This window comes from Marinomonas phaeophyticola (assembly GCF_026966905.1).
Taxonomy (GTDB): domain Bacteria; phylum Pseudomonadota; class Gammaproteobacteria; order Pseudomonadales; family Marinomonadaceae; genus Marinomonas; species Marinomonas phaeophyticola.
Window position 1 is genome coordinate 83,734 of sequence record NZ_JAPUBN010000018.1, and the last position, 21,519, is coordinate 105,252.

Sequence of the window (21,519 nt, forward strand, 5' to 3'; positions counted from 1 at the left end):
TGCAAAAAACTATAACTAATAAAATATAGTTACATATGAAACAAATTAATCTTTTAACAACGACTTATTACATCAGAGGCGCTGAGTATGAAGAAGTGGTTTTCGTTTCCCTTAAAAGAAGGGAGAATTTCTAAACAGGCACATTGTGACTTACCTGAAAACACCTATGAAAGGGAAATCGGTAAAGAAGGTTTTTTTGGTCCCGCTACTCACATGTATCACGCTCATGCGCCTACCGGATGGAGTGAATGGGAAGGTAAACTTCGACCTCATGCCTTTGACACTAATTTAGTTGCAGCGGATGAAAACTGCCCTCTACAAGCACCTTGCTTACTAAAAAACGCCAATGTCCGCGTGCGTATTTGGAAAACCAATAAAAACATGACGCACCTTGTTCGCAACGCTGACGGTGACGATTGCTTATTTATTCATCGCGGAGAAGGCGCTCTTTTCTGTGATTATGGACACATTACTTTTAGTGAAGGGGATTACCTAGTATTACCAAGATCCACCAGCTGGCGAATTGAAACCGATACGTCGGTTATCATGTTGATGATAGAAGCAACTAATAGCTCCTACATGAGTGCTGAAAGAGGCATGGTCGGCGATCACGCTATATTTGATCCCGGTGTTTTAGAATACCCTACATTAGACGACACATTCGATGCTCAGCGTAGCAGCACAACCGAATGGAAAGTACATATCAAAAGGCACGATGAATTAAACAAGGTGACCTACCCTTTTAACCCATTGGATGCCGTTGGCTGGAAAGGCAACCTCACCGTTTTTCGCCTGAATTGGCGAGATATTAGGCCCTTAATGAGTCATCGCTACCATTTAGCCCCTTCTGCGCACACTACCTTTGTCGCCAAAGATTTTGTCATCTGCACTTTTGTACCACGCCCAATTGAATCCGATCCTGGTGCACTGAAAGTGCCGTTTTATCATAATAATGACGATTACGATGAAGTGCTTTTTTATCATAAAGGCAATTTCTTCAGCCGAGATAATATCGAAGAAGGCATGATGACCTTGCATCCTTGCGGCTTCCCCCATGGACCTCATCCAAAAGCCATGCAAGCGGGTAAGAAGCATGCATTAAAAGAAACCGATGAAGTGGCTGTCATGATTGATACGCGCCAACCTTTGACTATGACAGACACCGCCTGCTCTGTCGAAAACCAAGATTATGTTTATTCTTGGAAAACACCTGCTAAAGCCTAACGAATTGGAGATACACTAATGAAACTTGCCTCATTAAAACACGGTCGCGACGGAAAACTTATTATAGTGTCACGCGACCTTAGCTTTGCCGTAGATGCCACGGACATCGCTCCGACATTGCAAACGGCGTTAGATAACTGGGATTCCCTTGCGCCTCAACTGGAAGCCCGTTACCAAGCACTGAATGAAAAAAATCTAGACAACCACTTTGCTTTCGATCCGGCTGATTGTGCATCGCCTCTACCAAGAGCCTATCAATGGGTTGATGGCAGTGCTTATGTCAATCATGTAGAACTTGTACGAAAAGCCCGTAACGCCACGATGCCAGAAACGTTTTGGACAGACCCATTGATGTATCAAGGCATGTCAGATGGTTTCATTGGACCTAAAGATGACATTGAACTGGCGGATCCTAGCTGGGGATGCGATTTTGAAGCCGAAATTGCGGTGATTACAGATGACATGCCTATGGGAACAACACCTGAAGAAGCCTCATCTCATATTAAATTAATGATGTTGGTCAATGATGTCTCGTTGAGAAACCTTATCCCTGCAGAACTGGCGAAAGGCTTTGGGTTCTTCCAATCTAAACCTGCCTCCGCGTTCTCCCCTGTCGCCATCACACCAGATGAATTAACAGACAACTGGAAAGACGGCAAGGTTCACCTACCTTTAACCGTGCATCTTAATGATGAAACCTTTGGTGCTCCTGATGCTGGCGTTGATATGACATTTAACTTTCATCAGCTGGTTGCTCATGTTGCCCGCAGTCGTCATGTATCCGCAGGCACCATCATTGGTTCCGGTACTGTATCCAATGTAGATCGCAGTAAAGGCTCCTGTTGCTTGGCTGAAAAGCGTATGTTGGAAATCATTGAAAATGGCGCTGCCTCCACTCCCTTTATGACCTATGGAGACAGAGTAGCTATTGAAATGTTTGATACCAATGGAACTTCCATTTTTGGAAAGATAGAGCAAACCGTTGTGCCTTACGCGAAAAAGTAACCCAAACATCAATAGGAAGAATCATGAAGCTTTACGACTACATTCGCTCAACCGCGGCTTATCGAGTAAGAATTGCTCTGAATCTGAAAGGCCTCGATTATCAATCTATTCCCGTTTCTTTACTGGAAGATGAACAGAATGACGACAGCTATAAGTCCGTAAACGCTTCAGGGTTAGTGCCAACGCTTGTGATCGATCATCACGTGTTGGCGCAATCTCTAGCGATCATAGAATACCTAGATGATGCCTTTCCAGAGTCTCCAGTACTGCCCAGCTCGCCCTTAGAAAAGGCGCTGTGTCGATCGATTGCCTTAGATATTGCCTGTGATATTCATCCATTAAATAACCTTAGAGTACTCAAGTACCTTACAAATGATCTCGCACATTCTGAATCAGAAAAAATGAACTGGTATTTCCATTGGTTAACAAAGGGGTTCGACGCCTTAGAGGGTAAACTCTCTACCGTCCGCACACCGTTCTGCTGTGGAGAGCAACCTACCTTGGCGGATATCTGCCTAGTTCCACAACTATTCAACGCTCGACGTTTTAATTTTGACTTATCACCTTATCCAACATTAGTCAGAATTGAAGCAAACTGTTTATCCTTAGCCGCCTTCTCCAACGCGAGTCCTTCCAATGGGTAACTCGCATATATAGGCCCCATAAAACGCAACAAATTGGCGTCTATTTTTCGTTGAGTTTAAAGGTAGAAATGACCTCTCGAGCCTGATCAGCTAATACGACTAAGTCTTCGCAATGGCGAACATTTGACTGAGTTTGCTGTGCTGCAACTAAAGACAAAGAAGCTACTTTCTCATTCATGGCATCTAACTCTTCGACTGATCGACCTTGTGATGCAACCGATTCCGAAATCAACTCACCCGCTTTAGATATATCATTAACTGAATTGATGATGCTATATAGCGCCTCTGCGGTTTCAGATATTTCCTCTGATGCCGATTTGAATTTTTCATGACCAGAGGTAATTCGAGACTCCGCTTCACTAGCTCCCTTTTGAAGCTTGCTAATCATAGCTTGAATCTCTTCTGTAGACGATTGCGTTCGGCTAGCCAACCCTCGAACCTCATCAGCAACGACCGCAAAACCACGACCATGTTCTCCTGCTCGAGCCGCCTCAATGGCCGCATTTAACGCCAACAAATTAGTCTGTTCGGCAATACCGCTAATGACATCTAGCACAGCACCAATATTTTGAGATTCACTTTCCAATTGCACAACAGATTGAACACTGACCTCTAGCTCTTTTGATAACTCCTGGGTTGACGCCATGGTACGCTCAATAGATGCTTGACTATCTTGGGCTTTTTCTTTTGCTTCATTCGCTAGTGCCAGTGACGCTGAAGAGTGTGATTTAACATCCGCCTCAATCTCTTTTATTCTCATAATAATTTCGCTGATACTTTCAAATGCTTTTGCTCTTTCTTCAACCACACCCAATGATACATCCGCACTTTCTCTTAAGTCGGCACTTTTTTTATCCACTTCGATAAATAAACTAGTGGCATGGGACAATGTCGTAGAAAGCCTTTGGGTAAAACGATTATAAGCACGAGCTATTGAGGTAATCCGATCATTACCTGCTTCTGATAACTGGATGGTTAAATCACCTTCACCATCCGCTATGCCTCTCATGGTCTCCTGAATCTGAGTTAATGGCACTACAATAGACCGTAATACAAAGTAAGATAAGATAAGTGCACTCATTAATAAGAGAATACAAACACTCACAAAGAACTTAGCCGCTTCGTAGAAGTGTGCATCTAAATCATCTAAGTACACTCCAGAACCTACAATCCAGCCCCAACCATCAAACCCTTTAACATAGGCCACTTTTGCAACTGGTGTTTCGCTACCTGGTTTAGGCCAAACGTATTCAATAAAACCTTCACCTTCTTTTTTTGCAACACTTACAATATCTGCAAAGATCCTTTTGCCGTTTGCATCTGTTGTTTTGGTTAAATCTTTACCAATGAGAGAAGGCGAAATTGGATGCATTATAATCGAAGCAGAATAATCCTGAAGGAAGTAATATTCATCGCCACTATAACGCATATTTTGAAGTGTACTTTTCGCTAGATCTTGAGCAACTTCTGTCGTCAGTTCACCTGACTGAGACAAATCATAAAAATGCGTTACAACATCATAGGCGACTTCAACAACATTCTGTGTTTTTAAAAATCGCTCCTCTTGCATACCCTCTTTATTTGACTTAAGGGCTAAAGATAAAATGATCAACATGCTTAGAAATACACAGGTTAATAAACCAGTTAAGCGAGTATTAATGGAGACGGACCTAAAGCTTGAAAATTTCATTTGTTTATCCTTAATGAGAAACATGAAGCACCGATGTGATTTATATTTAAAAACACACTTTCAATTTAATAAAAACCATTTAGGTACTGTTCTCATTAATAATAGTTGATTTTATGATGCCATTTATACAATTTAACGTATTAGGGATGACAGAATAAAGTCCTATTAACGTTAATTAACATTTAACGCTGCTCTAATGAGATAGCCACATCAAGAAGGGCTGCATATAAAAAAGTTCCTTTTTATTACATACTGTCCGACATTTTCGTACACTCCTGCCAAATTACTGTGTGTTACTTTTCAAAACACTTTCAGCTACTCACTCAAATGACATTAAATAAAACATTCGCATTCTTTTTCCGATCGCTTCGAGTTGACTGTAACCAAACTGTCTTATTTGTTTTATATATTGTTGCTCTAAAGGTCATTAACTATTTGATCGTACTGTTTTTTTAAGGACTCCCCCATGACTATTTCAAGTGTCACCAGACTTACCACACTAGCCTATATTGCAATCGCTCTTGTGTTAGCTGGAATGATGTTGTGGGGCATCACTAAGTTCCGTAATACCTTCCAAGAAAACTACTATTACAACGAGGTTTGGTCATCCTCCAGCGTAGGATTAAAAGATCAAATAGAAGCGTATTTATTTTCCGGTGACAGTAATACCTTACAGAATGCCATTACTTACATCGATGACACGATTCAACCCAAACTTGCTAAGCTTCCCGATCATCTCGCTAATCCAATTAATGAAAAGCTTGTCATTATCCAACAAAGCCTAGCAACAGATGTACGTGCTGCCGGTAAGCTTTCAGCGACACCCAATGCACTTATTCATAACAATGAGGCCCAAATTGTCGCGGAAATAGAAACCTTACAAGAGATGGTCAGTTCACAAAGTAGCACCTTAAGCTCAGAGACATTACAAGCTTACTATCAACTCATCACCAATATGTACCAACAAATATTCGCGTTAAAAGTCGTCAGTGGACAATACCTAGATATGGCCGATCAACATAATCTGGAGCAACTGACGAATATCATTAGCACGTTACAGAGCTCAATTGCCGCATTAAGTAAGTTACCTAAAATTAGCAGGACGATTGAAAAAAATACCAGTAACGACGATGACCTTTCTTCTTTAATGGGATGGGCAACCGCTGAAGAAACCACCGTAGAAGATCCTATTGACGATATCCAAAGCGAGCTAAAGTCCTGGGTCGGACGCTATTTAAAAGATGTAAAATCAACCCAATCCATGATGTCGCAAGTCTTACAAGCACAGGGTCAAATTAGAGTAAGAGTAGCTGATTTAGAACAAGAGCTTGAACGCGGAACTCACGCCCTTCAACGCAGTGCAGAAGCGACGGAAAAAACCATAGGAATTGGTTTTGCCGCCGTTGTTTTACTGATGTTTATCGTTACCTTCATCACTCATCTCTTCCAACACAATATCGTTGTAAAAGGCGCTAAACAGCTATTACAAGCCGTTTTAGAATTGGCACAAAACCAAAGTGCATCTCATATCCACATTGGTAATAAAAAAAATGAACTTGCCGACATTGCCAGACACCTCAACCAATATTTAGATTTTGTTGAAAAACAAAAACAGCAAAGAGATACAGAGCTCGCGGATATATCCTCTTCTCTTAACGATACCTTAGCCGCATTTGAACAAATAAATGGATTAAGCACTGCATCTAATGATGCCTTAGCGGAAACCTTAGACTTAGCCAATAAAGTCGACGTTCTGGCTCATAAAGCCGAGGTAAGAGCAAAAGAGGTTGCCACCTACGCGGGGGACATTAGTGCTTCTATGGAGACCAGCGTAGAACAAACTAAAGACTTAAATCTGGCAAACAATCAAACCGTCGCGACGCTTAATCAAAGTAAAGACGCCTTGATCCAGTTAAGCCACTCTGTCAGCAATGCTTTTACCATAGTCGACAGTATTCGTAGCATTGCCGAGCAGACGAATTTACTCGCACTAAATGCAGCAATTGAAGCCGCAAGAGCCGGTGAATATGGTCGTGGGTTTGCGGTAGTTGCCGATGAAGTCCGGTCATTATCTAAAAAAACACAAGGTTCTTTAGAAGAAATCACCACAATTTTCAGTGGGTTAAATAACGCTGAAGACGCCCTTAAAGCTCATTTGGAGTCCATCGAGTATTCCACTAAAAATCAATATGAATTAACCAATGAGCTCGGAAAATCGGCGGGACAAGTTCTAGAACAAGCATCAAAGTCCTCCGTATTAACGCAAAAAGCAACTGGCTATGCCGCCCAACAGAAACAAGAGATGACCGACTTAAATCACTCCATTGAAAGCATTCGTAACAAGGCCGACGAATCAGCGGTGTTTATCGCGTCTGCGTCAAAGAAAATCCGCATCAATATTAACAATATCACCATGACACTGGGCATCCAAAAGCAATAAGAGTCGCAAAAGTGGAATCACTAAAAACAACACCGCCACTGCATTCACCTAATCTGCAAATAAAGTGGCGTCATGTATGATCTAATGTAACGGCTTAAAGTGATACGTTTATTTCTGTTGTAGTTCCACCGTATCCAAGGCTTCTGCCATCGCTAACATAGCTATGGACTCCAGCCAGTCTAAATCCACCGTTTGATGTGCTTCACAAATAAACCAAGGCTCACGAGAATCAGGCTCTAACATAATGCCTTTATTGATCAGATTAAACGCGAATTCAGTATACAGAGCTGAATCGGTTTGCTTCCAATCACGATAGTTTTGCGGTACGTGCTCTCCAAAGTGAATGCCAAACATCGCGTCTGGTCCAGCAAATTTATGAGCAATACCATGGTGACTAAATACTCGACTTAAACGCTCTTGAATGGCTCTGCCTACTCCATTCACTGTTTCTAAGGCATTGGTATCACGAAGCAATGTTAACGTTGCTTTGGCTGCACTTAACGCAATCATATTCGCTGTATAGGTACCGCCATGGGTTACACCGTCTTTACCAAAACGAATTTTGTCCATGATAGACGCTTTTCCGCCAAACGCCGCCACAGGATACCCATTGCCCATGGCTTTAGCGAAAGTGGTTAAATCGGCATACACACCATACAGCTCTTGCACCCCCTTTTGCTACGCGAAACCCCGTTTTCACTTCATCCATAATCAGCAGCGTGTTGTTTTGATCACAAACCTCTCTTAGCGCTTGAATATAATTCTGTGTCGCGGCTATGCTGCCACAGTTGCCCATTATCGGTTCTATCACGACGGCCGCAATATCATCACCGACACGCTCAAAAACCTGCTGCAGAGCATTCAAATCATTTAATGGTACCGTTTCTAAATGCTCACGACTGCTTTCTGGAATACCAATACCAAAGGCTGCTATTTCAGGTGCGTCTTGTTGCTCATTATCCCAATTATCAACATCCGACTTCCACATCATTTCATCGTAAAGACCATGGAACCCCCCTTCGACAACCACGATTTTATTGCGGCCGGTATAGCCTCTAGCTGTTCTTACTGCACCTAATACCGCTTCAGTGCCAGAATTAGCAAAGCGTACTTTTTCAATTTGTGGGCACAGATCTTTTATCAAAGACACCACTTCAGAATCGAGTGCTGTAGAAAAACCCGAAATAGTGCCGCATTCAGTGATCGTTTTAATGACCTCTCGGTCCACTCTATGATCTCTATAACCCAAAATAATAGGTCCATAAGCCAATCGAAAATCAACAAACTCTTGATCGTCACAATCGGTGATTGTGCAGCCTTGAGTACTTTTTACAAATACAGTTTTCTCTTCGCCCCAATAGCGGTAACTGTCCGCGACCCCCATAGGCATATGAGAGTGAGCAGATTTAAGCAATTGATTCGATACAGTTTTATCTTGATTATTCATTAATTTAGTCTTTAATTTCTAGGTAGGGGATTGTGAAGCAAATAGGGAACATGATGATTTTCGAGGCGAATAATACCTATGATGCCTTTTTTTGCTACAAATTAGCTACACATATGAGGTAAGTCAGGATTCACTTGAACGAATCCACCACCCTTTTTATTAGCATTTTAGGAGAGAGCATGAGCACTGATACAAATTACCAACCACCAAAAGTCTGGCATTGGGATGCCAAAAACGGTGGCGAATGGGCCAGTATTAACCGCCCAATTTCAGGATCCACTCACGACAAAGAACTACCTATCGGCAAGCACCCATTACAACTGTATTCACTCGCGACACCAAATGGCCAAAAAGTAGCGATTATGCTTGAAGAGCTACTGGCTATGGGCCTATCTGAAGCCGAATACGATGCGTTTTTAATTAAAATAAACGAAGGTGATCAATTCTCTTCAGGTTTTGTCGCCGCGAATCCTAACTCCAAAATCCCCGCTCTCATGGACCATTCAACCACACCGGCAACACGTGTATTTGAATCCGGTGCCATTCTGCAATATCTGGCGGAGAAATTTGACGCCCTTGTTCCAAAAGATCATCTTGGAAAAACAGAATGTCGATCTTGGCTTTTTTGGCAAATGGGCTCCGCTCCATACTTAGGTGGTGGTTTCGGTCATTTCTATGCCTATGCTCCCGTGAAACTGGAGTATCCGATCGACCGTTTTACTATGGAAACAAAACGTCAGTTGGATGTACTAGACAAACACCTTGCTAACAATACCTATATGGCAGGTGATGAATATTCTATTGCCGATATCGCAATTTGGCCTTGGTACGGTAATTTGGTGTTAGGTAAGTTATATAGCGCAGCGGAATTCCTGCAAGTTGAAGAGTACACTCATATACAGCGTTGGGCGAAGCAAATTCAACAACGCCCTGCCGTACAGCGCGGCCTTGTTGTTAACCGTGTCTGGGGGGAAGGTGAGCACCTAGCAGAACGCCACGACGCATCAGATATCGATGCGATTGTGAAGTAGGTTATTGAGTCAATAGCAAGCTCGAAACAGTTACTAACCGTTATAAAAGGTGGCTGCTGTTTCGAGCTTTTTACAGGTATTCATTTTCCCAATCCGATCTGTTGTTGCTGCATAAATCCATATAAAGCGATTGAATCTATGTCGCTTAGGCGGCTTAATGCATCAGTCACGCCTTGCTGATCTTCTGTCTTTCTATGTTGACCAAGTTTATATTGCGCCTCTACCTTCGTTAAAGTGATCTTACAGGCGACAATGGCTTTTTGTAACTTTTCTCGATATTCCTCAGGCATCACCGCTTGATCACTCCATACTTCCGGTTCGTATTTTTTAACGGTTTTTTCCATCACACCAACCACATCCGCTTCAGCTAAAACACTCAACCTTCCATACACATGTACAGCCGTATAGTTCCATGTGGGTACGTTCGGTTTACCTTGGTACCAGGTCGGAGAAATATAAGCATGAGGACCATGAAACACCACCAGAGTCATTTTCTCTGCTAAGATCTGCCAATGGGGATTCGCCCGTGCAAAATGACAATATAAGGTGCCAAATTCACCTTCGTTTTTCTCTAGAATAAAGGGTAAATGAGTACCTTCTAATGAATCACTCAAAATTATCCCAAAACCATACCTCTCAATAAAGCGATGAACTTCCTCTAGATCCGTAACTTGAAATTTACTGGGAATGTACATAACTACCTCTTCATGGCTTTTTCTAGAGTCGCCTTTACTTGCGGCCACTCTAGATGCGTGATGCTAAATAAGGCGGTATTTCGGATAGAGCCATCACTTTGAATTCTTTGATGGCGAACTATGCCTTCAAACACACCGCCAATACGAGCAATCGCCTTCCTTGAGCGTTGATTATTTTCATGGGTTTTCAATTGCACTCGAATAGCACCTAGCTGTTCAAAGGCATGTTGTAATAACAAGAATTTAGCATGGGTATTTACATAGCTCCGCTGGAAATCGGCCGCAATAAAGGTGAAACCAATTTCAATACCTCGATCTGCCGACACAATAGAACAATAACGCGTCGACCCTATAATCCGATTGGACGAATTATCAATAATAACAAAGGGAATATGCTCACCTTGCTTCAGAGACTCAAGAGAGGACTCAATCCACTGACGAGTGGTGGTTAAGGATTCACACTGATTCGGTATCACCCACTCCCATAACTGTGGGTCATTTCCCGCTTCATAAAAGCTTACTGTATCTTCTAAGGCCAGTGGCCTTAAAGTGACTTTATCTGAGCATAGAGTAACTGGTTGAGGGTTAAATTCAGGTAAATTGGCTAACATTTTAATCGCTCCTTTGAGTACTATGTAAACGTCTTATTTAACGCTTTGTAACAAATTCATTAAGACCATTGTCATCAAAACTGGTATAAATAAAACAACCAGTTTTAATTTAGAAGATAGACCAGAATCAATGAAAACCTTAACCCTGCTATTAGACAAGCAACTTAAGCCCGTATTTTTACGAATTGCATACGGCTTACGTCATGCGATACAAACAGGCAAACTGACAGCAAACGAACCTCTACCCTCAGCTCGCAAATTGGCTGAACAACTTGGAACCAATAGACACACCATTATGGCCGCTTATCAAGAGCTTATTGCTCAAGGCTGGGTTGAGTCTATAGAGAGAAAAGGATATCGCGTTGCGCAATCATTACCAATAGAAGAAAGTAATCACTCACTTTCATACCACCCTTTGGTAGAAAAGGCATTCAACTGGGACATCAACACAGACATTAGTGAGAGTAGTCTAGATAAACCCGCGCATAAGTATCGCTATAATTTTGCAGGAGGCTCGCCAGATGTGTCTTTATTCCCTTTTAAAGACTTTAAATCTTACATGAACGAAAGCTTGAGTCGTCCTAATTTTGATGACCTTAACTATGGCAACAACGCTGGGAATAACAATTTTATTCATCAAGTTAAAACTTATTTAAGACGCGTTCGATCCATTACAGATAAAGAAATTATTGCCGTCAATGGCTCTCAAGAAGCCATCTATCTTATTGCTCGCCTGCTACTCAAATCAGGGGATAAGGTGGCAGTGGAATCATTAGGCTATCAACCCGCTTGGAATGCTTTTAAAACGACGGGAGCGGACCTTGTCCCGATACAACAACACGATAATGGCATTGATATTAAGCAGCTTGAAAAGGTATTTTCGACCACTGATATAAAGTTGCTGTATCTCACCCCTTTGCATCAATATCCCACTACTGTGACCTTACCGATTCACGAACGCATGGCTATTTATCAGTTAGCCACTAAATACAATGTGGCGATTCTTGAAGACGACTATGACCATGAATTCCACTACGACTGTCAGCCCCTCATTCCATTGGCAGCCGAAGATCCACTAGGCTTGGTGATCTATTTATCTACTTTCTCTAAAATTATGTTTCCAGGAGGAAGAATCGGATTTATTGCCGTAGATAAAGCCCTTGTTCCTGCCATTATGCGTTATCGAAGTGTCATGAATCATAAACCCAATGTATTAATGCAGGATGCGATTGGTCGCTGGATGCAAGACGGTGGGTTTGAACGTCATCTTCGCCGGATGTCAAAGCGGTATCACCAACGCCGAGATCACTTAATCCAACTATTAAACATGTATAAAGCACAAGGAATAGCATTAGACTATGATTTACCAGCAGGGGGCATGTCGCTCTGGTTAGACATAAAATCCCACGCGCATGAGTTAGAACAAGTCTGCCATGAAAACGATATTTACCTCGCAGCCGAACATCATTTTCATCTAGACCCTACAAAAGATGAGAACCGTTATGTGAGATTAGGTTACGCGGGTTTGAGCTCTGATGCATTAACGGCAGGTTTACACTCTTTATTCACTTTGCTTAAAGAGGTTCAATCAAGAGGTTATTAGGATTTACTGTTAGCTTTGATTTATATGTTCGAGGAGAATGACCATGACACCCAATACCATTTTATCTTTTTGGTTTAATGAGCTCACACCAGCCCAATGGTGGAAAAAAGACACCGAACTCGACAGTTTAATTAAACACCGATTTCTTAAGTTGCATGAATCTGCGAACCGCTGTGAGCTATTTAAATGGCGTCAATCCGCTAAAGGACGACTCGCTGAAATCATTATTTTAGATCAATTCTCGCGCAATATATTTCGCGGTACTCCAGCGTCTTTTGCCTCAGATGCATTAGCTTTAGCCTTAGCTCAAGAAGCCATCGCATTAGGGGAAGATAAGCGACTCACAGACATAGAAAGAAATTTTCTATATATGCCATTTATGCATAGTGAATCATTAGTAGTGCATGATGTAGCCGCAATATTATTTGCCCAAAATGGCCTTCAGTCCAATATAGAGTTTGAACAAAAGCATCGAGAGATTATTAAAAAATTTGGGCGCTACCCCCACAGAAATGCCATTTTAGGGCGCCTATCTACTAAGGCTGAAATCATCTTTTTAGAGCAGCCAGAGTCTTCTTTTTAAGCGAATAATAGCATCCCACTAGCTCGGCCTTCATTCCATGGTGTGCTAGTGAACACGGTATATCAAGATAATAACGAAGCATCATATTTTTCTTTTATTTCAGCGGGTTAAAAAAACATCTCTAAAAAAACGCTTTCTTAGATCTTTTTACCATTAAACATCTTACTAATTAGTTCGATAACTAAGATGGCGTAGTACGTTGATTAATAGGTCAGGAGTACGTACTTAGATAATGGCAAGAAGGAGAGATAACGATGGACTTAAATCTAAACATGGCCTCTCAGCGATCTTATCAAAGGTCTGAGATAGTCACTCAGCGAACGGTTTGGCGGCCACAAGCTGAGACCGACAATAATCAAACGCAATCAGCTTCATCAGGTAACCCTAATGACAGTATTCGTTTGGTCTATCAGCAGAGCTTACAGCAATTTTCAGAAAGTAGTTCTGTATCCCAAGAACGAACACTAGAATCCACAAGTAATACATCAACTCAAGAATTTGACGACCTAAATCAAGACCCCGAGCTAATGAAAACCAAAAAACTGCTTGAAATGATGTTCGGTGTCTCTTTTTCTCTCTATAAAAGTGTACGCTCAGAAAGTGATCACCCTCCTCCTAATAATCCTGAGCGTATTGCTAACGTAGAAAATACAGAAGAACGAATGGATATAAATGGACAGCCTCTGGAACAGGTGAGTCAACGATTCCATCAGATAAAAGAGACCGAGACAACCCGTTTTCAAGCTAATGGCGAAATCGTACTTAAGGATGGACGTCGGTTTGATATTGAATTTTCTTTAGATATGGCGCGCGCAAGAGAAGAATCCTTCTATGGTGAAATGATCATCTCAGGCAAGCAGGTCGACCCACTTACCATTAATTTAAACGGCAATATGGCTCAACTTAGTCAAAATAAAGTGCAGTTTGATATCAATAATGATGGAGAAATGGATAACGTACATTACGCCAGTGGCGACTCGGCTTTCCTCGCTATAGATAAGAACGGGAATGGCCGTATTGATGATGGAGGGGAGCTCTTTGGTCCGCAGTCTGGTAGTGGTTTTACCGATTTAGCCCAATACGATGAAAATCAGGATGGTGTCATTGATAAAGACGATAGCATCTTTGAAAAGCTTGTCTTAACTCAGCGAGATGAGGCGGGAAATGAAAACGTGATCTCTTTAAAAGAGGTCGGTATCGAAGCCTTTTTACTGGCCTCTCAAGATACACAGTTTAGCCTATTCAACTCAAATGGAGAGCGAGCAGGCATAATACAAGAAACAGGTTTGTATCTTAAGTCAGACGGATCCGTTGACAGTATGCAGCATGTGGATCTTATTATTTAAATCGCCACTTTAGGCTAGAGAGATAAAGCCCTGATACTCGCTACCTAGCAACTCAGGGCTTGTTATTTCAGTTTTTCTACTGACGCTTTGATTTTATTAAATAAAAAAGATCAACCATGTCTATACACATAGAAAATAAAGTCACAACACATCGTATGGGTTCCAGAGTGAGACTAGTAAACCAATAAAGCTCACTCGCAGAGATAGGGACAGATTTCTTTAAGCTCTTATATAGACATTTCAAACACAGCCTTTATAGTAGCCAGTATTTTCAAAACTCGTATATAGGACAGCTTATGTCAGTATCTCAATCCGTTACTATCACTAAACTTGAGAAAATACGTACATCTTGGTTACCAGCGGTTGAGTTTTTATTCGGCAAGCCGGTCACTGAAGCGGAGTTTATTGGATTCGAACTCAATGAACATACTCAAACCCCTGTTACTTTGTTTGAGGATGAAAGTAAGCCCTTTTCATATAAGATCCAAATGCCACAGAAAAGCTTAACAAACGAGGTGCTACTATTGGCGGATGTGATGCATGAACTCTGCCATGGTCTATACCCTCTTGGTTATCAAGGTAACAATGAACGTAAGACAACCGTATTATGCGAAGGGGCGGCGATTTATGGAGCCGTCGTTGCGCTTAGACAAGTATTCGGTGATGAGTGTGTCGACGAGTATCTAAATGTCTTACAAGAAAAAGCGTTTAGTTACTACGATGCCTTTTCTTATGTGGCTGTATTATTAGCCGATGATCCTCAAGCTATTAAGAAATTACGTGAGCGGCATCCATTCCTACAAGATGTGACTAAACCTGACTTTGCAACGGCCGATGTGAAAGCCGATGTAAAAATAAAAGACATCTTGTTGATGACATTTAGACCTTAATGAATACACCTTAATTTGCCGATTAAAAATGAAAGGGGTTTTATAGGCAGTCACTCGCTTACAATATTTCTAAAGGTTAAATTGACTCTTGGCTCATGGACCTTTGTTGTTGGCGGCAGCCTGTGTTGCCAACAGTCTTGCGTCGTACCCGCCATAATTAATAAGCTCCCATGCTCTAAAAGTAACGAGACAGTGTCGCTTGTTATTTTATTTTTAAAGGAAAATTTCCGCTCAGCACCAAGACTAACCGACGCAATAACACCGTGCTTTTGCAGATCTCTTTCGCCATCACTGTGCCAGGCCATCCCTTCACTACCATCATGGTATAAATTCAATAAACAAGTATTAAACGTTTCGCCTAACCTCGCTTCTACAATGGCTTTTATGGCTAATAACTCTTTTGTCCAAGGCAAAGCTTGCTTAGTGATATTAGAATAGGTGTAGGTAAACGCCCTATCTGCATATAAAGCGACTTTACGTTTTGTAATCAAGTGCTTGCCAAGAATAATCGCTTCATCATGCTTCCAGTCAATATTGTTAAGTAAGCATTTAAAATAGTAATCCGCGTCGTCTAATGACATTAGGGCACCATAGTACTTAACTATACTGCCATCGCTTAAAAGGTTTTCAGGATTTTCTACAGGTTCTCTAAATAGATTCATAATCAGCGGCTAAGGTTAGAAAAGTGACTTTACGTATTAGCCTGCTCAAAAACAGCTTGAATGGCTAAGAATATGCGCATAAGTCTGGTGATATCTCTGTTTTTATCCACATTTTTTTCGAACAGACAGGCTGTTGATAAAATAGTCGATTCTTTGTCTTCATTCCCAATAGTAGAAAACAGATGGTAGCTTATGGACATACCATCTGTTTTGTCTACCCTACGTTCAAATCTTAAGCACGTGATTTTAAGTAGTTCAACATAGTATCCGCATCAGATACTTCAAATGGATCAGCAGGCGCATTGTCTTGATAACCCGCTTCTGAGAACATTTTTACAATGTTGCCGTTTTCAACATGCATAGCATAACGCCAACTACGCATTCCAAAACCTAAGTTGTCTTTCTTAACCAACATGCCCATTTGACGAGTAAAGTCACCATTACCATCCGGAAGCAGGAATACATTCTGTGCATTCTGGCTTTTACCCCATTGATACATAACAAAGGCATCGTTAACAGAAATACAAATGACCGCATCGATACCTTGAGCGGTGAACTCACTGTAAAGTTCTTCAAAACGCGGTAAATGAGATGTAGAACACGTTGGGGTGAAAGCACCAGGCAAAGAAAAGACGACGACATTTTTACCTTTGAACAGATCATCACTAGAGACGTCCTTCCATTCAAATGGGTTGGGGCCGCCCAATTCTTCATTACGAACTCGCGTTTTAAAAACAACACTAGGTACTGTATTTGACATAATAGTTTCTTTCCTTTTAATCAGTGATTTTGTGACTTAATAAATAGCTACTTACACATACTTTGGTATGACTGAGCTATTTTTCAATCGGAACATCAGACATTACTTAATTACCGCTAACTTTAACCCATGTATCCCTATTAATCTTTCCCTGAATAGCGAAAGGCCTCTCTCGACAGGTCATCTATCTCTTCATCCAACATAGTACGATTCACTATAGTAATTCGACCAAGATAAATATCAGGCACTTCCGACTCTCTCCCTTCTAAGTAGTACTTAATCGCTTCAGCTGTTGCTACGCCTAGATCATCGTTCATCCTCATCGGAGTTGCATACAGTGTATCAGCTTTTATTTGCTCTATTTCTTTTTCCGTTCCTCCCCAGCCCGTTACCATTAATGTTTGAGGGTCAGTTAGTGCCTCGATAGCACCCATGGTCATCGCTGTATTCGCATTATGCAATAAAGTGACTTCTGGGAAGTTTTTCTCTATTAAATGAGCACCATCGATTCCTCCTAGCTTTTGGTACTGCCCAAAATGCTCGTACATTTTGACCCAATAACCTTTGCTTTCGACACAATCAGAAAAATCCTGAGACCGTTGATTATCTGTGATGCCTGGAATACCTCGATTCATCGCAAAAGCAATGCCTTTTCCCAACTCCTCAATGACAAACTCACACAGAGCAATAGCCCCTAAACTACTGGAAAAGTCGAACCATGCATCGGGTTTCGATTCCCAACTTGGGTTAGGGGTATGAAATGCCCAAATAAAGGTTTTAAAACGGTTCTCGGCGGATAAGGCTTGAATATTTTCAGCTTGAATGGTTAATTCTGACGGCCCAAAAATAACAAAATCATAGTCTTCCTCTGAGTTAATCACCTGTTTCACATACCGTGATTGCAAAGCATGCTCAATTTGTCGAGTAGAGAACTCATCTATTACATAGGGAATGTGCAGTTCTTCTAACCTGCTAACCATAGCCTGATAGCTTTTCACCCAAAAATCTGAAATATCCGCACTTGGATAAATTAAAGCAATATGGATAGTACGATTAAGAGAAAAAGCAACGGGAGTGCTAATTGAACTCACCGTTTTTTGAAATTTTCTTGATATATTACCTTCATTTACGAACTTATCCCGTTCACTAGCCATAACGACAGCAGAGAAGAAGACACTTACAAATAAAAATAGTCTCGGTAAAAAATTAGTATTTTTTTGTAAAATCATAACTTTCTCACAGCGTATAACTATACTATTAGCAACAATACTAGTCGATAAGCCAACTATTTTCCCAACTTAAAGCGACCTATATGTCGAAAAATCACGTTTTCATTTCAATCTACATACTTTGCTATGCCACATTAAGTTTTGCAAATGGCAACACTTTTCTCGAGTCCGCAAAAGCAACAGTGGAAAAAGCAATAAGTAGCTTAGATTATTGGGACGGTCCTACAACAGGGCCTTCCCTTGCGAAACAAAAACACCTTGTCTTTATTGCATCAGATCTACGAAATGATGGAGTACACTATCTTGCTCAGGGGGTATCTGAGGCCATTACACATACTGATTGGAGCTTATACTTTGCCGATGCTCGTGGTTCAGAAGTACTCCAAGGTGCACTTCTAAAAAAAGCCATTAGCTATCAACCTGATGGTATTGTTTTAGGTGGCATAGACGCGTCTCGTCATCAAGACACATTAAAAATGGCTAAAAGATTAAGCATTCCCGTTATTGGCTGGCATTCTGTTGATACGGTTGGTAAAGAGCAAGATCTAGAACTATTCACAAATATCACGACAGACTCTTCAAAAGTGGCCGAAGTAGCTGCCCTACTCGCTATACTTCAATCTAATGGTGAAGCGAGGGTCGCTATTCTAACAGACCCAAATTACAGTATTGCATTACTAAAATCCGATACCATGTTTAAAGTTATTGATCAGTGCGAAGGCTGCAAAGTGGTAAGTCTGATCAATCTTCCTCTCTCTCAAACAGCTGACGAAATGCCGAGTCTGATGAACTCATTACTCAATGAAAAAGAAGTAATAACTCACATACTCACGATTAATGATTTATACATAGACTACGCCATACCTTCACTTGAAAAGTACTTAGATAAACGGGATGTATTGCCCACCAGCATTTCCGCTGGGGATGGTAGTCAAGCCGCTTACTTACGCATTAGTAAAGGCTATTTCCAAGCGGCAACCGTCTCTGAACCATTATTATTGCAAGGCTGGCAAATTGTTGATGAGTTCAATCGGGCTTTTCAAAATGTTCCTCCAAGCGGTTATTCTTCTCCTGTCCATTTGGTAATAAAAGAAAATGTGGCCGAATTATTAGAAAACAAACAAGTTTATGACCCAGATAATGGCTACCGTGACGCTTATCTCAACATCTGGGCGAGAGAGTAAATGATGAAATCCCCATCTGTCGCTCTTCGCCTTGTTTTAACGGTTTGTTTTATTGTCACAATTATTGGCGTTGGCTTCGGCGTTGTAGTCCGCTCGTTAAGTAATGTCGAAGCCATTTTGCAATCTGAATCAACCGAGCATATTTCCGTATTAACGGTAAACTCGACGGTCAGTCGTCAAGTTTTTGAGTTATCATCAAGAGTACAGCTGTTAGAGCAAGCTTTTTTGTACAGTGAAACAGCGCTTTCTGAGGAAGGTTTTTACATAGATCAGCAGTTACAACAACTGAGAGATCTTTCTAATAATGATGCACTGACCGAAAAAATGGACGCATTTATTGGCGCATTTCATCGTTTTCTAGGCGGTTCTCTTTCATTAAATCGTATACTTAAAAGCATTAATGAAGCTGATAGTAGCCTTAATCAAGAGTTGGATTTATTAGATTTTCATTTAGCCAGTGCGAAACTCGATCGGTTGCTAATGAACAAAGCCCAAAAAAAGAACGGTTTGGGCACCTTAACTATGATGCGAGAATCCTATTTAGAGATCGGTAAATTAGTAGGAACCATTCGAAGCCGTATCACTCCAGAGACGGAAAAAGTCGTCCTGTTAGAAATTCAAAAAGAACTCGGCGTGTTTTTATTACACCTCAATAATATTCCAGTCTTTACTCCGCAAATTCAAACTCAGAAAAACTTACTTGAACATCATATTAAGCGCTACAACGCCTCACTAAGACAAATGAAAGCAAATTTAGACCAGAGATGGTCAATCATTACAGCGCTAACAGATTCTCAGAATAATTTGTTAGAGTTTGTTGAAAATACAGAACAAAACGTTCAGCAAAGTGCTTTATTACTGAAAATGAGACTGAAACAAGACATCAGCAATACAAGAGTATTAATCGCACTTGTTGGCATTACCGTACTAATAACCGGCCTGCTATTAACGTTAAAAATGGTCAGTACTCACATTCACCAGCCTCTAAGAAAGCTCAGTATAGGCTTACATAACATGGAATCAAATGAGTTCTACGAACGGCTTTATTTAGGTAAAGCAGGTGAATGGAAAAAAATTGAAACTGCTTTCAATCGTATGGCCTCAAGACTACAAACCACCTATACAGAGCTAAATGATGAGCGACAGAAGTTTAACTTTCTCGCTCATCATGATCCTTTAACAGGATTAATTAACCGATTATTAGGCACTACAATATTACGAGAGACGATTACAGAGCACGACCGTTCAAAACGCGTATTTACAGTACTGTATCTAGATGTGGATCAATTTAAAATTATTAATGACTCATTAGGTCATTCGACAGGAGACGAACTGCTCAAAAATGTGGCGCACTCATTAACTAATATCGTGTCTCACTATGGCATAGTATCTCGAATGGGTGGGGATGAATTTATGATTATTCTGAATAACATCCATTCAACAGAAAAAAGCTACGAACTGGCAGAGAAAATCAATGCGGAGCTAAGACGCCCCTATAAAATTCAAGAACATACGACACTAGTGTCTGCTAGTATTGGCTTATGTCACTTCCCCCAACATGGCCAAGATGCAGAAACCTTAATAAGAAACGCTGATACAGCAATGTACCAAGCCAAGCGTAATGGCCGAGACTGCACCGTAGACTACAACAGCTCAATGACGCTCGCCGCAGACGAAGTTATCCTACTGAATAATGACCTACATCATGCGATTAAAGAGAATGAATTGGTGGTCTTTTATCAGCCTATTGTAGATATACAAACCGGCATCATTGTCGGTGCTGAAGCACTTGTACGATGGAGTCATCCCACCAAAGGTCTGATATTTCCAGACTCATTTTTACCTCTAGCGGAAAAAAATGGTTTGGCCTCCGCTGTTGATAAATGGGTTTTTGAGCATGTTGTTGGAGATATTCTTCGCTGGAAAGAAGAGCTGAAACCAATTGGAGATTTACTCTTTTCAGTAAATTTTTCCGGTAAGAAGTTTCAAGAACCCAACTTACAAAATGAATTACGTCTAGCGCTTGGTGGACATACCGAGTTAGCTAAGCAAATTATTATTGAGATTACAGAACGTGAAATGGTACTCGGCTATGAAGGGAATATTGAAACCATAGAAGCATTAAGAGCCTGCGGCTACCGTATTGCTATTGATGATTTTGGGGTTGGGCATTCTTCATTTGCCTCACTACAAAAAATCCCAGCGGATATTATTAAACTCGACCATAGCTTTATCGATAACATTGAGAATTCATCGAGGGATCTCAATATCGTCCGTAGTATCAAATCTCTTGTTGATCAGTTGAATCTAGAATTTATTATTGAGGGGATAGAAACCGAGCAACAAGCGATAAAGCTAAAACATATCGGAGGCACACTCGCACAAGGCTACTTGTATGCCAAACCGGTTCCAGCAATAGAGCTTTATAATTTGGTTGCGAATCAAAAACTCAAATATAAAACCTCTTGATAAGAA

19 protein-coding genes are annotated in these 21,519 nt (G+C 41.0%); 11 read left to right on the forward strand and 8 right to left on the reverse strand.

The window, feature by feature from the left end:
* Positions 1–87: 87 nt before the first annotated feature.
* The 3 genes from O1D97_RS13280 to maiA are packed head-to-tail and all read left to right on the forward strand — an operon-like array spanning position 88 to position 2,873.
* Positions 88–1,224, forward strand: a complete 1,137-nt coding sequence (locus tag O1D97_RS13280) for a homogentisate 1,2-dioxygenase (protein ID WP_269126260.1) — start codon at positions 88–90, stop codon at positions 1,222–1,224.
* 18 nt (positions 1,225–1,242) lie between these two features.
* Positions 1,243–2,229 (forward strand): fumarylacetoacetate hydrolase family protein, encoded by a 987-nt coding sequence (locus tag O1D97_RS13285; protein WP_269126263.1) that lies wholly within the window; start codon positions 1,243–1,245, stop codon positions 2,227–2,229.
* A gap of 23 nt (positions 2,230–2,252) precedes the next feature.
* Positions 2,253–2,873 carry a maleylacetoacetate isomerase gene (gene maiA, locus O1D97_RS13290; protein ID WP_428981126.1) on the forward strand — a complete coding sequence of 207 codons (621 nt, stop codon included), beginning with the start codon at positions 2,253–2,255 and terminating at the stop codon, positions 2,871–2,873.
* Between the two features lie 40 nt (positions 2,874–2,913).
* Here the strand turns inward: maiA and O1D97_RS13295 are convergent, their stop codons facing one another.
* Positions 2,914–4,563: a methyl-accepting chemotaxis protein gene (locus O1D97_RS13295; RefSeq protein ID WP_269126265.1), complete on the reverse strand. Its 1,650-nt coding sequence runs from the start codon at positions 4,561–4,563 to the stop codon at positions 2,914–2,916.
* Positions 4,564–5,029: 466 nt separating this feature from the next.
* Here O1D97_RS13295 and O1D97_RS13300 point away from each other — a divergent pair, with 466 nt between their 5' ends.
* The gene (locus tag O1D97_RS13300; RefSeq protein WP_269126266.1) at positions 5,030–7,003 is read left to right on the forward strand and encodes a methyl-accepting chemotaxis protein; all 1,974 of its coding nucleotides are present in this window, start codon (positions 5,030–5,032) and stop codon (positions 7,001–7,003) included.
* A 108-nt stretch (positions 7,004–7,111) separates the two neighbouring features.
* On the opposite strand, the gene O1D97_RS13305 is transcribed toward O1D97_RS13300, so the two are convergent.
* Both O1D97_RS13305 and O1D97_RS13310 read right to left on the reverse strand, forming a co-directional pair.
* Entirely contained in the window at positions 7,112–7,672 is a 561-nt protein-coding gene (locus O1D97_RS13305; protein WP_269126268.1) for an aminotransferase class III-fold pyridoxal phosphate-dependent enzyme, read from the reverse strand.
* Complete coding sequence (locus O1D97_RS13310; protein WP_269126269.1) at positions 7,626–8,450, reverse strand: aminotransferase class III-fold pyridoxal phosphate-dependent enzyme; 825 nt, start codon at positions 8,448–8,450, stop codon at positions 7,626–7,628. The genes O1D97_RS13305 and O1D97_RS13310 overlap by 47 nt, the downstream gene beginning before the upstream one ends.
* Positions 8,451–8,629: 179 nt before the next feature.
* Between O1D97_RS13310 and yghU the strand changes: the two genes are divergently transcribed.
* Positions 8,630–9,481: a glutathione-dependent disulfide-bond oxidoreductase gene (yghU, locus tag O1D97_RS13315; RefSeq protein ID WP_269126270.1), complete on the forward strand. Its 852-nt coding sequence runs from the start codon at positions 8,630–8,632 to the stop codon at positions 9,479–9,481.
* Positions 9,482–9,561: 80 nt separating this feature from the next.
* Here the strand turns inward: yghU and O1D97_RS13320 are convergent, their stop codons facing one another.
* Together O1D97_RS13320 and O1D97_RS13325 are read right to left on the reverse strand one after the other, a co-directional pair.
* Positions 9,562–10,176, reverse strand: coding sequence for an FMN-binding negative transcriptional regulator (locus O1D97_RS13320; RefSeq protein WP_269126271.1), 615 nt, complete (start codon positions 10,174–10,176; stop codon positions 9,562–9,564).
* Between the two features lie 2 nt (positions 10,177–10,178).
* Positions 10,179–10,787, reverse strand: coding sequence for a GNAT family N-acetyltransferase (locus O1D97_RS13325; RefSeq protein ID WP_269126272.1), 609 nt, complete (start codon positions 10,785–10,787; stop codon positions 10,179–10,181).
* Positions 10,788–10,917: 130 nt separating this feature from the next.
* Between O1D97_RS13325 and pdxR the strand changes: the two genes are divergently transcribed.
* The 4 genes from pdxR to O1D97_RS13345 all read left to right on the forward strand — a co-directional run bounded on the left by pdxR (position 10,918) and on the right by O1D97_RS13345 (position 15,209).
* A complete protein-coding gene (gene pdxR / locus O1D97_RS13330) occupies positions 10,918–12,390 on the forward strand; it encodes a MocR-like pyridoxine biosynthesis transcription factor PdxR (RefSeq protein ID WP_269126273.1) in 1,473 nt (490 codons plus the stop codon).
* 37 nt (positions 12,391–12,427) lie between these two features.
* Positions 12,428–12,973 (forward strand): DUF924 family protein, encoded by a 546-nt coding sequence (locus O1D97_RS13335; protein ID WP_428981127.1) that lies wholly within the window; start codon positions 12,428–12,430, stop codon positions 12,971–12,973.
* A 254-nt stretch (positions 12,974–13,227) separates the two neighbouring features.
* Positions 13,228–14,319: an EF-hand domain-containing protein gene (locus O1D97_RS13340; protein ID WP_269126277.1), complete on the forward strand. Its 1,092-nt coding sequence runs from the start codon at positions 13,228–13,230 to the stop codon at positions 14,317–14,319.
* 296 nt (positions 14,320–14,615) lie between these two features.
* Positions 14,616–15,209, forward strand: coding sequence for a hypothetical protein (locus O1D97_RS13345; RefSeq protein WP_269126279.1), 594 nt, complete (start codon positions 14,616–14,618; stop codon positions 15,207–15,209).
* 50 nt (positions 15,210–15,259) lie between these two features.
* On the opposite strand, the gene O1D97_RS13350 is transcribed toward O1D97_RS13345, so the two are convergent.
* From O1D97_RS13350 to O1D97_RS13360, 3 genes are all read right to left on the reverse strand, one after another.
* On the reverse strand, positions 15,260–15,790 hold the full coding sequence (locus O1D97_RS13350) for an alpha-ketoglutarate-dependent dioxygenase AlkB family protein (protein ID WP_330221486.1): 531 nt from the start codon (positions 15,788–15,790) through the stop codon (positions 15,260–15,262).
* A gap of 313 nt (positions 15,791–16,103) precedes the next feature.
* Positions 16,104–16,631: a peroxiredoxin gene (locus O1D97_RS13355; RefSeq protein WP_269126282.1), complete on the reverse strand. Its 528-nt coding sequence runs from the start codon at positions 16,629–16,631 to the stop codon at positions 16,104–16,106.
* Positions 16,632–16,771: 140 nt separating this feature from the next.
* Positions 16,772–17,860 carry a substrate-binding domain-containing protein gene (locus tag O1D97_RS13360; protein ID WP_269126284.1) on the reverse strand — a complete coding sequence of 363 codons (1,089 nt, stop codon included), beginning with the start codon at positions 17,858–17,860 and terminating at the stop codon, positions 16,772–16,774.
* 83 nt (positions 17,861–17,943) lie between these two features.
* Between O1D97_RS13360 and O1D97_RS13365 the strand changes: the two genes are divergently transcribed.
* Both O1D97_RS13365 and O1D97_RS13370 read left to right on the forward strand, forming a co-directional pair.
* The gene (locus O1D97_RS13365) at positions 17,944–19,044 is read left to right on the forward strand and encodes a substrate-binding domain-containing protein (protein ID WP_269126285.1); all 1,101 of its coding nucleotides are present in this window, start codon (positions 17,944–17,946) and stop codon (positions 19,042–19,044) included.
* Positions 19,045–21,513, forward strand: a complete 2,469-nt coding sequence (locus tag O1D97_RS13370) for an EAL domain-containing protein (RefSeq protein WP_269126287.1) — start codon at positions 19,045–19,047, stop codon at positions 21,511–21,513.
* Positions 21,514–21,519 lie beyond the last annotated feature (6 nt).

What these genes read in the sequence shown, in the direction of transcription:
- O1D97_RS13280 (WP_269126260.1), top strand. Translation starts at nt 88, where the DNA reads ATGAAGAAGTGGTTTTCGTTTCCCTTAAAAGAAGGGAGAATTTCTAAA.
- O1D97_RS13285 (WP_269126263.1), top strand. Translation starts at nt 1,243, where the DNA reads ATGAAACTTGCCTCATTAAAACACGGTCGCGACGGAAAACTTATTATA.
- maiA (WP_428981126.1), top strand. Translation starts at nt 2,253, where the DNA reads ATGAAGCTTTACGACTACATTCGCTCAACCGCGGCTTATCGAGTAAGA.
- O1D97_RS13295 (WP_269126265.1), bottom strand. Translation starts at nt 4,563, where the DNA reads ATGAAATTTTCAAGCTTTAGGTCCGTCTCCATTAATACTCGCTTAACT.
- O1D97_RS13300 (WP_269126266.1), top strand. Translation starts at nt 5,030, where the DNA reads ATGACTATTTCAAGTGTCACCAGACTTACCACACTAGCCTATATTGCA.
- O1D97_RS13310 (WP_269126269.1), bottom strand. Translation starts at nt 8,450, where the DNA reads ATGAATAATCAAGATAAAACTGTATCGAATCAATTGCTTAAATCTGCT.
- yghU (WP_269126270.1), top strand. Translation starts at nt 8,630, where the DNA reads ATGAGCACTGATACAAATTACCAACCACCAAAAGTCTGGCATTGGGAT.
- O1D97_RS13320 (WP_269126271.1), bottom strand. Translation starts at nt 10,176, where the DNA reads ATGTACATTCCCAGTAAATTTCAAGTTACGGATCTAGAGGAAGTTCAT.
- O1D97_RS13325 (WP_269126272.1), bottom strand. Translation starts at nt 10,787, where the DNA reads ATGTTAGCCAATTTACCTGAATTTAACCCTCAACCAGTTACTCTATGC.
- pdxR (WP_269126273.1), top strand. Translation starts at nt 10,918, where the DNA reads ATGAAAACCTTAACCCTGCTATTAGACAAGCAACTTAAGCCCGTATTT.
- O1D97_RS13335 (WP_428981127.1), top strand. Translation starts at nt 12,428, where the DNA reads ATGACCATGACACCCAATACCATTTTATCTTTTTGGTTTAATGAGCTC.
- O1D97_RS13340 (WP_269126277.1), top strand. Translation starts at nt 13,228, where the DNA reads ATGGACTTAAATCTAAACATGGCCTCTCAGCGATCTTATCAAAGGTCT.
- O1D97_RS13345 (WP_269126279.1), top strand. Translation starts at nt 14,616, where the DNA reads ATGTCAGTATCTCAATCCGTTACTATCACTAAACTTGAGAAAATACGT.
- O1D97_RS13350 (WP_330221486.1), bottom strand. Translation starts at nt 15,790, where the DNA reads ATGTCATTAGACGACGCGGATTACTATTTTAAATGCTTACTTAACAAT.
- O1D97_RS13355 (WP_269126282.1), bottom strand. Translation starts at nt 16,631, where the DNA reads ATGTCAAATACAGTACCTAGTGTTGTTTTTAAAACGCGAGTTCGTAAT.
- O1D97_RS13360 (WP_269126284.1), bottom strand. Translation starts at nt 17,860, where the DNA reads ATGATTTTACAAAAAAATACTAATTTTTTACCGAGACTATTTTTATTT.
- O1D97_RS13365 (WP_269126285.1), top strand. Translation starts at nt 17,944, where the DNA reads ATGTCGAAAAATCACGTTTTCATTTCAATCTACATACTTTGCTATGCC.
- O1D97_RS13370 (WP_269126287.1), top strand. Translation starts at nt 19,045, where the DNA reads ATGATGAAATCCCCATCTGTCGCTCTTCGCCTTGTTTTAACGGTTTGT.